This is a genomic window from Streptomyces sp. CRN 30 (assembly GCF_034105845.1).
Window position 1 is genome coordinate 1 of record NZ_JAVRHI010000042.1, and the last position, 11,160, is coordinate 11,160.

Annotated in this window: 5 protein-coding genes; 4 read left to right on the forward strand and 1 reads right to left on the reverse strand. The window is 74.0% G+C overall.

Annotation, left to right across the window (positions count from 1 at the left end; all coding sequences use genetic code 11):
* The 4 genes from UW392_RS04305 to fxsT all read left to right on the forward strand — a co-directional run.
* A partial coding sequence (locus UW392_RS04305; protein WP_320773504.1) for an SAV_2336 N-terminal domain-related protein occupies positions 1-3,138 on the forward strand: 3,138 nt, incomplete at its 5' end.
* Positions 3,135-3,290 (forward strand): hypothetical protein, encoded by a 156-nt coding sequence (locus UW392_RS04310; protein WP_320773505.1) that lies wholly within the window; start codon positions 3,135-3,137, stop codon positions 3,288-3,290. The genes UW392_RS04305 and UW392_RS04310, both read left to right, overlap by 4 nt.
* Positions 3,287-4,489 (forward strand): FxsB family cyclophane-forming radical SAM/SPASM peptide maturase, encoded by a 1,203-nt coding sequence (locus tag UW392_RS04315; RefSeq protein WP_320773506.1) that lies wholly within the window; start codon positions 3,287-3,289, stop codon positions 4,487-4,489. The genes UW392_RS04310 and UW392_RS04315 overlap by 4 nt, the downstream gene beginning before the upstream one ends.
* A gap of 89 nt (positions 4,490-4,578) precedes the next feature.
* Positions 4,579-7,539 (forward strand): FxSxx-COOH system tetratricopeptide repeat protein, encoded by a 2,961-nt coding sequence (fxsT, locus tag UW392_RS04320; protein ID WP_320773507.1) that lies wholly within the window; start codon positions 4,579-4,581, stop codon positions 7,537-7,539.
* 98 nt (positions 7,540-7,637) lie between these two features.
* On the opposite strand, the gene UW392_RS04325 is transcribed toward fxsT, so the two are convergent.
* Positions 7,638-11,160: multifunctional oxoglutarate decarboxylase/oxoglutarate dehydrogenase thiamine pyrophosphate-binding subunit/dihydrolipoyllysine-residue succinyltransferase subunit (locus UW392_RS04325; protein WP_320773508.1), on the reverse strand; the 3,523-nt coding region annotated here is incomplete at its 5' end.

Consider the following 11,160-nt stretch of genomic DNA (forward strand, 5'->3'; position numbering starts at 1 on the left):
TCCGCCCCGCGCCCCCGGTCCGCCCCGCCGCCGGAGGATCACGAGCCGCGCCCGCCCGAGAGCGCCCGCCTCTTCGCGCCCGGCAACGCCGGACCCGGCGGCTCCACCCGGATGGCACCGGTCCGCGTCCCCGCCGCGCCCGCCCTGCCCGAACCCCTCGCCCTCCAGCGCGGCTTACGCCCCCTCCAGCGCTACCGCGCGCCCGTCCGCCCCGTACCGCGCACCCTCGACGAGCGGGCCACCGCCGAACTGGCCGCGCAGACCCGGCTCGTCCTGCCCGTGCTCCGCACCGACCGGCGGCGCGAGGCACGGCTGCTGCTCCTCATGGACGTCTCCACCTCGACCGTGGTGTGGCGCCAGGCCCTCGACGAACTCCGCCAGGTCTGCGCCCGCGCCGGTGCCTTCCGCGAGGTCCGGCTCCGCTACCTGCACCAGACCCCCGACGGCCGCCCCGGCTGCTCGGCCACCGCGGCCCCGGCCGGCCCGCTGCACGCCCCCGAGCAGCTCAGCGACCCCACCGGGCGGTGCGTGACCCTCGTCCTCAGCGACTGCGCGGGACCGATGTGGCGCAGCGGCCGGATGCAGCGCCTGCTGCACCGCTGGGCGTCGACGGCACCCGTGGCCGTCGTCCAGCCGCTGCCCCAGCGGATGTGGCAGCGCACCCACCTGCCCGCCCGGCGCGGCACGCTGCACCGGCGCGAAGGGCCCGCCGGGGCGCTGGAGTTCCTGCCCGAGCGGCCCACGGGCCGGGCGAGCGCCGTACCGGACGCGCTGCCCGTGCCCGTCCTGGCGCTGCGCCGCGCGTCCGTCGAGGGCTGGGCGCGGCTGGTCTCCGGCGCTACCGGGCAGTCCCTGACCGCCGCGGCCGGCTGGGTCCGCGCCGGCCACCCGCGCTCCGAGGCGCCGGTACGGGCCGCCGAGGACATCAGCGGCGCGGACCGGGTCCGGGCGTTCTGGCGCCCGGCGTCCCCCGAGGCCCGCCGTCTCGCCGTCTACCTCTCCGCCGTACCGCTCTACCTGCCGGTGATGCAGCTCGTCCAGCACGCGATGCTGGCCGGCAGCGGCCCGGACGTGCTCTCCGAGGTGCTCCTCGGCGGGGTGCTGCGCCGCCGGCCGGCCGCCGACGACGACCCCGACGCGATCGGTTACGAGTTCCTGCCGGGCGTCGCCCGGGAACTGCGCACCCGGCTGGCCGTCGAGGACGCCGAGCTGCTCTTCAAGCACTGCTCCGCGTATGTGGAGCGGCGCTTCGGCCGCAGCGCCCGCAACTTCCCGGCGCTGGCCGGGGCGTTCCTGCGCGGCTCGGTCACCCCCGGCGCGGGACTGGCCCAGGGCACCGCCCCCGACACGGAGGAGCCCGCCGCGCTGCGGGCCTTCGCCCAGGTGTCGGCGGAGGTGCTGCGGGACCTCGGGGCGCGGATGCCGGTGGTCCGGGTACGGCCAGGACTGGACGCCGGGGCGCTGCTCGCCCTGGGCACGCGGGCCCTCGCCCGGTACGAGGAGGAGGGACTCCCCCGGGAACTGGACAGCGCGGTCGCCTATCTGCGGCAGGCGGCCGACGCGGCCCGCACCGGCGAGGAGCGGACCCGGGCCGCCGAGGAACTCGCCCTCGCCCTGCTGCGGCGCTGGCGGGCCGGCGGGGTCGCCGAGGACCTCGGGGACGCCTGGCAGGCGGTCGGCGGGCTGCGCGCCCCCGGCAAGCGGGGCACGTTCGTGCGGGGCATGATCTGCGTGCAGCAGGCCATAGAGGTCGCGGCCCGGGGGCTGGAGTTCCCCGGCGTCCCCGACAGCCTGCGCGAGTGGGCCCGTACGGCGGCGCACGGACCGTACCGGCCGGAGGACTACGCACGGGCGGTGCTGCTGTACCTGGCCGACCGGGACCTCACCGAGGTACTGCGCGACCGGCGGCGCTCCGACGACCTCGCCCGCCGGGAGAACGCCGCCCTCGCACTGCTCCACCTGCGCGACATCATCGCCGTCGAGGGCGCCCGGCTGCACGGCCCCGAAGGGCCCTACCCCGCCGCCGACCCCGAGGAGTGGTACGCCGGGCAGCTGCACCGGGCCCTGGAGGCCGCCACCTCGGCCATGCTCGCCGCGGACGACGAGAGCCTGTCCGCCGCGCGCGGCCGGCTGCGGCTGGCGCTCGCCCGGCACCACGCGGGCCGGGGACACCTGCCGTCGGCCTTCCCCGACCGGCGCCGGTCGGTCGACGCCGCGCTCTCCGCCCTGTACGACCTGCGGGCGGCCGTGCGCGAGGGGAGCGCCCTGCCGGACGCGGAGCGCTGCCGTGTCTGGCTGGACGCCGCCGAGGCGGAGGAGCTGTTCGCGGACGGGGTCCACGACGGGGCCGGACCGCCCCCGTGGCTCGACGCCCTGCACCACGCCCTGACGGCGGCCGGGGACGACAATGACCTGGTGGCCGAGTGCCGCATCCGGACGGCGACCGCCCTTGCCGGGCAGCACGACCGCACCGGCGACCCGGACACCCTGGACCGCGCCGTCGGGGAGTGGGAGGCGGCCCTCACCCTGCTGCCGCAGGACGACCCGCGGCTGCCCGCGGTGCTGGACGACTTCGGCACCGCCCTCTCCGAGCGGGGCGAGGCCACCGGCTCCGCCGCGGACACCTCCCGGGCCGTGGAGCTCCTGCGCCGCGCCACCGAGGAGACCCCGCCGGACGACCCCCGCCTGCTCCGCCGCCGGGCGGCGCTGGGCGCGGCCTACCTCCAGCGCTACGACCACCAGCAGGTGCTGTCCGACCTGTACGAGGCCGACTGGCTGTTCGGCGAGGTCGCCCGAGGCGCCGACGACGCGGAGTTCACCGCCCTCGCCCACCTCAACCGCGGCTGGGTGAAGACGCTGCTGCACGAGCGGACGGGTCTCTTCGCCCAGGTGCGCCAGGCCGTCGACTGCTTCACCCGGGCGGTGGAGCACGCCCGCGAGGCCGGACTGGACGACGCCGTCACCTCGGCGCTGCGCGGCCGGGGACACGCACGGGAACTGCTCGGCCGCACCGCCGCCGCCCTCGCCGACTACCGGCAGGCCCGGAACAGCACCACCGACCCGTACGCCGCCGAACAGCTCGACGCCGACATCGCCCGCCTCGCCCCCGCCTCACCCGACGAATCGACCGACGAGTGACCACCCCCGCCGACGACCCGGGCATACCCCTGCCCGTCATCCCCCGGCCCGACCACTCCGACCACCCCGTGCTCGCCGCCGTCCTCGCCGAACTCCGCGTCCGGGACGCCACCGAGGGCACCGTCGTCGCCTACTACGAAGACGCGCCGTGACGGCCGCCTGGCCGCACGCCCGCCTCGACGTCTCGGCCCACCGGCCGGTCCCGTTCCGCCAGTTCGTGCTCAAGGTGCACGGCCGCTGCAACCTCGACTGCGCCTACTGCTACCTCTACCGGGGCCCGGACGACGGCTGGCGCGAGCGGCCCGCGCGGGTCGGCGCCGCGACCGTGCGCCGCACCGCCGACCGGATCGCCGAGCACGTCCGCGCCCACGGCCTGGACGCCGTCCGCATCGAACTGCACGGCGGCGAGCCGCTGCTCACCGGCCCGGAACCGGTCCTCGCCTACGCCGGTGCCGTCCGCGCGGCCGTCCCCGCCGAATGCCGGGTCACCGCCACCGTGCAGACCAACGGCACCCGCCTGACCGGCCCGGTCCTCGACCGGCTGGCGGCGGCCGGCGTCCGGGTCGGGCTGAGCCTGGACGGCGGCCGGGCCGCCCACAACCGGCGCCGCGTGGACCACGCGGGCCGCCCGTCCTGGCCCGCCGCCCACGCCGCGGCCCGCAGGCTCGCCGAGCGGCCGGAGAGTTACGCCGGTCTGCTGTGCACCGTCGACCTGGACAGCGATCCGCTCGACGTCTACCGCTCGCTCGCGGAGCTGCGCCCGCCACGCCTGGACCTGCTGCTGCCGCACGCCAACTGGGACCGGCCGCCGCCCGGCACCGACCGGCGCCCGCCGGGCCGCCACCGGCCGGCGGCCACCCCGTACGGCGACTGGCTCGCGACCGTCTTCGACGCCTGGTGGGACGAGCCGGAACCCCTCACCCGGGTGCGGCTCTTCGAGGAGATCACCGCGCTGCTGCTCGGCGCGCCCGGCCGGGCCGAGGCCGTCGGGCTCTCCCCGGTGGCCGCCGTCGTCGTGGAGACGGACGGCGCGATCGAGCAGGTCGACTCGCTCCGCTCGGCCTACCGGGGCGCCGCCCGCACCGGGCTCGACGTCTTCCGCCACGCCTTCGACCAGGCCCTGCGCCACCCCGGGATCGCCGCCCGCCAGCTCGGCGCGGACGCGCTGGCCGCCGAGTGCCGGGCCTGCCCCGTGGGCGCGGTGTGCGGCGGCGGCAACTACGTCCACCGGTACGCGCCCGGCAGCGGCTTCCGCCACCCCAGCGTGTACTGCGCCGACCTGGAACGGCTCGTCCGGCACGTCGCGGACCGCCTCGCCCGCACGGTCCGCCGCGCCGAAAGACAACGATGACGTCAAGTACGGTGCTCCTGAGGTGTTTTGACGCACAATTGAATAACCTGCGCTCAGTCGTGACCAGGTTCAGTTGAGGGGACTGCGAGATGGTGACGGAGCCCGGACACGTCACGGTGGTCTTCGCCGGGCAGAGCGAATCCTGGGCCAAGTGGATCGACCACCAGATCCGGGCCGCCGGCCGGGCCACCACCCTGGCCCGCTGGAACCCGCTGCGGCGCCCGCCGACCGACGACGCGCTCACCGACCTGCTCGGCGCGCCCGGACGCATCCTGCTGGTCATCGACGACTGGTACGAGCGTCTCGGCCACCACCGGTTCGACGGCTGGGCCGACACCGTGCGCCGCATGCTCCCCGAGCACCGGGACCGCATCGCCGCCGTCAGCGTCACCGCCCAGCCGCTGCCCGCCGAGGTCATCCCGCTCGCCCCGGTGGAACTGCGCGGCCTCAGGCCTGAGGTGGCCCGCAGCCGCGTCCTGGAGTGCGCCGACATCCCGGCCCCCGCACACCTGATCGACCTGCGCCGCGGCCCCCGCTTCCCGGACGACCCGCCCGAGGTGGCGCGGGCCCCGCGCCGCAACCGCCGGTTCACCGGCCGCACCGAGCTGCTGGAACGGGCGTACGAGGCACTCACCGGCGGCGGCCGGGACGGCGCCGCCGTCGCGCTGCGCGGTCCGGGCGGCGTCGGCAAGACCCAGCTCGCCCAGGAGTACGTCCACCGCTTCTCCGGCGAGTACGACATCGTCTGGTGGGTCACCGCCGGGCAGCGCGTCACCGCCCGCCAGCAGTTCGCGGAGCTGGCCGCCGAACTCCAGCTCCCCGACGCCGGGAGCCTCGCCGACACCATCAAGGCCGTACGCCGGGAACTGGACCGCACCACCCGCCCCTGGCTGCTGGTCCTCGACGGCGCCGCCGCCCCAGACCAGCTCCTCGACCTCGTCCCCGAAGGACGCGGACACGTCCTGGTCACCACCCAGCTCGGCGAATGGGGCGCGCACGCCGAACTCGTCGACGTGACGGCGTTCACCCGCCGGGAGAGCGTCGCCTTCGTCGGCCGCCGCACCGGACGCCTCACCGACGAGCAGGCCGACCGGCTCGCCGAGGCCGTCGAGGACATGCCGCTGCTCCTCGACCAGACCGCCGCCTGGCTCGACGTCAACCCGACCGTCTCCGTCGACGCCTACATCCGCGACATCCGCGACGGCCGCCCCGACCGCTTCGGCGTACTGCCCTCCGGGCACTACCCGGAGAGCTTCGAGGTGGCCTGGGCCAAACTCGTCAACACCCTGCGCGACGGCTCCGAGTACGCCTGGCACCTGCTCAACCTGCTCGTCTGCTTCTCCCCGGACGTGGTCCCGGTACGGCTGCTGCAGACCGCCCGGCACGGCGACCTCCCGCCCGAACTCGCCGAACTCGTCGCCGAGCCCAGCAGCTGGAACACCGCGCTGCGCCGGCTCTCCGAGATCACCTCCATGCGCATCGAGTACGAGCAGGGCCCCCGCATGGACACCCAGACCGTCGGCACGCTGCGCATGCACCGGCTCTTCCACCGCTTCGTACGGTCCATCCAGTCCCCCCGGGACGCCGCCCGCTACTCGGCCGCGGCCCGCCGGGTCCTGGTCTCCGCCGACCCCCGCGACTCCTCCACGGCCGCCAACTGGCCGCGCTACGCCGAGCTGATCCCGCACCTCGAACCGGCCGGCGCGCTGGACTCCGCCGACGACGACGTGCGCGAACTCGTCGTCAACTGCATCGAGTACCTGCGGATGCGCGGCGAGTACGACGAGGGGCGCAAGCTCAGCGAGAGCGCCTTCGCACGCTGGCGGACCGTCTCCGGCGAGACCGACCGGCACGTCCTCGTCGCCGTCCACCAGCTCGCCAACATGCTCCGCCGGCTCGGCCGCTACCGGGAGGCCGAGGAGATCGGCCGTGACACCGTACGGCGGCTGCGCACCGCGCCGGACGTCCGCCCCATCGAACTGATCCGGGCCCGCGACGGCCTCGGCGGCACCCTCATGGCCCTCGGCCGCTACGCCGAGGCACGCGCCCTCTTCGAGGAGGCCGCCGCCAGCGCCGAGGCCGCGCTCGGCGGCGAGAACGTCCCCCGCACCCTCTCCGTGCGCTCCAACCTCGCCATGACCCTCGGCCTCCAGGGCCACTACGCCGAGGCCCTCGCCCTGCACCGCAAGATCTTCGAGGCCCGGGTGACCGTCCTGGGCGGCAAGCACGCCCTCACCCTGAACTCGGCCCTGCGCACCGCCTGGACGCTGCGGCTCCTCGGCAACTACCGCGAGGCCCTCGCCATCCAGGGACACAACTCCCGCCTGCACAAACAGGTCCTGGACCCCAGCCACAGCCAGACCCTGCACGCCGAACACAACCTCGCCCTGTGCTCCCGGCGCGTCGGCGACCTCCAGTTCGCGCACACTGTGATGCGCGGCGTCCGCACCAAGCTGCTCGACCGGCGCGGCGAGAAGGACCCCGAGACGCTCCTCGTCTCCTGCGACTACGCGATGCTGCTGCGCGAACTGGGCCACACCGAGGAGGCCCGGGAGCTGGCCGAGGCGACCGCCGAGCGGTACGCGGAGCAGCTCGGCGAGGAGCACCCGTACACCATCGGCGCGCGCGACAACGTGGCCACCGTCCTGCGCGACCTGGGCGAGGCCGGCGCGGCGCTGGAGCTGTCGCGGCGCACCACCGCGCGGATGGAGAAGGCGGTCGGCCGCGACCACCCCTGGGCGATCGGCTGCGCCAAGAACGCCGTCGCCGCGCTGACCGCCGCGGGGGAGACGGAAGCGGCGGCGGCGCTCGGCCGGGAGTCCGCCGACCGGGCCGTCGCCACCCTGGGCGAGGCGCACATCCTCACCGTCGGGCTGCGGGCCGGGCTCGCCCTGGACCTGGCCGCGCTCGGCGAGCACCCGGAGGCCGAGGCACTGCGGCAGGACGTCACGGCGCGGCTGACCGCTCTGCTCGGCGCCGGCCACCCGCGGATCGAGGAGATCATGAACCGGCAGCAGCCCTACTGGGACTTCGAACCGCAGCCCATCTGAGAGCCTGTGCCATCTCAGGCTTCGACCGACGCGCGAGGGCCCGGCCCCGGAGTGATCTCCGGGGCCGGGCCCTCGCACGCCGACCCGGCTTCAGCGGGTCACGCGTCGAACACCTCACGCACGAGCTGCTCCTGCTCGGCCTGGTGCCGCTTGGCGGAACCGACGGCCGGGGACGAGGAGTGCGGACGCGAGATCCGGCGCAGGCGCTCGCCCGCCGGGATGTCCGCGCCGACCGCCAGGTCCAGGTGGTCGATCAGGTTGAGCGCGATGAACGGCCAGGCACCCTGGTTCGCCGGCTCCTCCTGGACCCACAGGTACTTCTCGGCGTTCGGGTACTTGGCGATCTCCGCCTGGAGCTCGGCACCCGGCAGCGGGTACAGCCGCTCGATGCGGATGACGGCCGTGTCGCTCACGCCGCGCTTGGTCCGCTCCGCCGCCAGGTCGTAGTAGACCTTGCCGGTGGTGAAGACGACCTTCTTGACGGCGGCGGCGTCGACCGAGTCGTCGCCGATGACCGGCTGGAACTGGCCGGTGGTGAACTCCTCCGCCTTCGACGCCGCGGCCTTCAGGCGCAGCATCGACTTCGGGGTGAAGACGACCAGCGGCTTGTGGTGCGGGTTGTGCACCTGCCACCGCAGGAGATGGAAGTAGTTCGACGGCGAGGTCGGCATCGCGACCGTCATGTTGTTCTGCGCGCACAGCTGGAGGAACCGCTCGACACGGGCCGAGGAGTGGTCCGGGCCCTGGCCCTCGTAGCCGTGCGGGAGGAGCAGGGTGACGCCGGAGGTCTGGCCCCACTTCTGCTCCGCCGCCGAGATGTACTCGTCGACGATGGTCTGCGCGCCGTTGACGAAGTCGCCGAACTGCGCCTCCCACAGCACGAGCGCGTCGGGGCGGGCCAGCGAGTAGCCGTACTCGAAGCCCATCGCCGCGTACTCGGAGAGCAGGGAGTTGTAGACGTTCAGCCGCGCCTGGTCCTCGGAGAGGTACTGCAGCGGCGTGTACTCGTCGCCCGTGGCCCGGTCGATGATGACCGCGTGCCGCTGGCCGAAGGTGCCGCGCTGCGAGTCCTGGCCGGCCAGCCGGACGGGGACGCCCTCCAGGAGGAGGGAGCCGACCGCGAGGGTCTCGCCCATGCCCCAGTCGATGGTGCCGTCCTCGACCATGGCCGCGCGGCGCTGGAGCTGCGGGAGCAGCCGCGGGTGCACGGTGACGTGGTCGGGGATGTTGACCTGGGACTCGGCGATCCGCTTGACGACCTCGGCGCTGACCGCCGTGGACACGGCGACCGGGAACTCGGCCTGCGGGTCGGGGGAGGCCACCGAGCCGGGCTGCGAGGTGGCCTCACGGACCTCCGTGAAGACCTTCTCCAGCTGGCCCTGGTAGTCCTGGAGCGCCTGCTCGGCCTCTTCCAGGGTGATGTCGCCGCGACCGATGAGGGACTCGGTGTAGAGCTTGCGCACCGAGCGCTTCTTGTCGATCAGGTCGTACATCAGCGGCTGGGTGAAGGCCGGGTTGTCCGACTCGTTGTGACCGCGGCGGCGGTAGCAGATGAGGTCGATCACCACGTCCTTGTTGAACGCCTGGCGGAACTCGAAGGCGAGCCGCGCGACGCGCACGACGGCCTCCGGGTCGTCGCCGTTCACGTGGAAGATCGGCGCCTCGATCATGCGGGCCACGTCCGTGGCGTACATGGACGAGCGGGACGACTCCGGGGCGGCGGTGAAGCCGACCTGGTTGTTGATGACGATGTGGACCGTGCCGCCGGTGCGGTAGCCGCGCAGCTGCGACATGTTCAGGGTCTCGGCCACCACGCCCTGGCCCGCGAAGGCCGCGTCGCCGTGGATCGCCACCGGCAGCACGGTGAAGTCAGTGCCGCCCTTGTTGATGATGTCCTGCTTGGCGCGGGCGACACCCTCCAGGACCGGGTCGACGGTCTCCAGGTGCGAGGGGTTCGCGCAGAGGCTGACGTTGATCTGCTCGCCGTCGAGACCGGTGAAGGTGCCCTCGGCGCCCAGGTGGTACTTCACGTCGCCGGAGCCGTGCATCGACTTCGGGTCGAGGTTGCCCTCGAACTCGCGGAAGATCTGCGCGTAGGACTTGCCGACGATGTTGGCCAGCACGTTCAGCCGGCCGCGGTGGGCCATGCCGACGACGACCTCGTCCAGGCGGGACTCGGCGGCCGAGTCCAGGACCGCGTCGAGCAGCGGGATGACGGACTCGCCGCCCTCCAGGCTGAAGCGCTTCTGGCCGACGTACTTGGTCTGCAGGAACGTCTCGAACGCCTCCGCGGCGTTCAGGCGGCGCAGGATGCGCAGCTGCTCCTCGCGCTCCGGCTTGGCGTGCGGGCGCTCCACCCGGTCCTGGATCCACTTGCGCTGCTTGGGGTCCTGGATGTGCATGAACTCGATGCCGGTGGTGCGGCAGTACGAGTCGCGGAGCACGCCGAGGATGTCGCGGAGCTTCATCATCGACTTGCCGGCGAAGCCGCCGACGGCGAACTCGCGCTCCAGGTCCCACAGGGTGAGCCCGTGCTCGGTGATGTCCAGGTCGGGGTGCTTGCGCTGCTGGTACTCCAGCGGGTCGGTGTCGGCCATGACGTGGCCGCGGACCCGGTAGGAGTGGATCAGCTCGAAGACGCGGGCGGCCTTGGTGACGTCGTCGTCGTGGGAGGCGTCGATGTCCTTGAGCCAGCGGACCGGCTCGTAGGGGATGCGCAGCGCCTCGAAGATCTCGTCGTAGAAGCCGCTCTCGCCGAGGAGGAGGTTGGCGACGATGCGCAGGAACTCGCCGGAGGCGGCGCCCTGGATGACCCGGTGGTCGTAGGTCGACGTGAGCGTCATGACCTTGGAGATGCCGAGCTTGTTCAGGGTGTCCTGGGAGGTGCCCTGGAACTCCGCCGGGTAGTCCATGGAGCCGACGCCCATGATCACCGACTGGCCGGGCATCAGGCGCGGCACCGAGTGGACGGTGCCGAGGCCGCCGGGGTTGGTCAGGGAGACAGTGACGCCGGTGAAGTCGGCCATCGTCAGCTTGTTGTCGCGGGCGCGGCGGACGATGTCCTCGTAGGCCTGCCAGAACTCGAAGAAGTTCAGCGTCTCGGCCTTCTTGATGCCGGCGACGACGAGCTGGCGGTCGCCGTTCGGCTTCACGAGGTCGATGGCGAGACCGAAGTTGATGTGCTCCGGCTTGACCAGGGTCGGCTTGCCGTCCTGCTCCGTGAAGGAGTGGTTCATCGACGGCATGGCCTTGATGGCCTGCACCATCGCGTACCCGATGAGGTGCGTGAAGGAGATCTTCCCGCCGCGGGCGCGCTTGAGGTGGTTGTTGATGACGATGCGGTTGTCGAACAGCAGCTTCACCGGGACGGCGCGCACGGACGTGGCCGTGGGCACCTCCAGCGAGGCGTTCATGTTCTTCGCCACGGCGGCGGAGGGGCCGCGCAGGGTGACCAGCTCGGGTCCCTCGGCGGCCTCCGTGGCCGGCTCCGCCTTCTTGGCCGGTGCGGCCTTCTTGGCCGCGGGGGCGGCCGGGGCGGCGGGCGCGGCCTGGGCGGGCTGCGTGGCGGCGGGCTGCGCGGCCGGGGCCGCGGCGGGCTGCGCCGGGGCGGCCGGAGCCGGT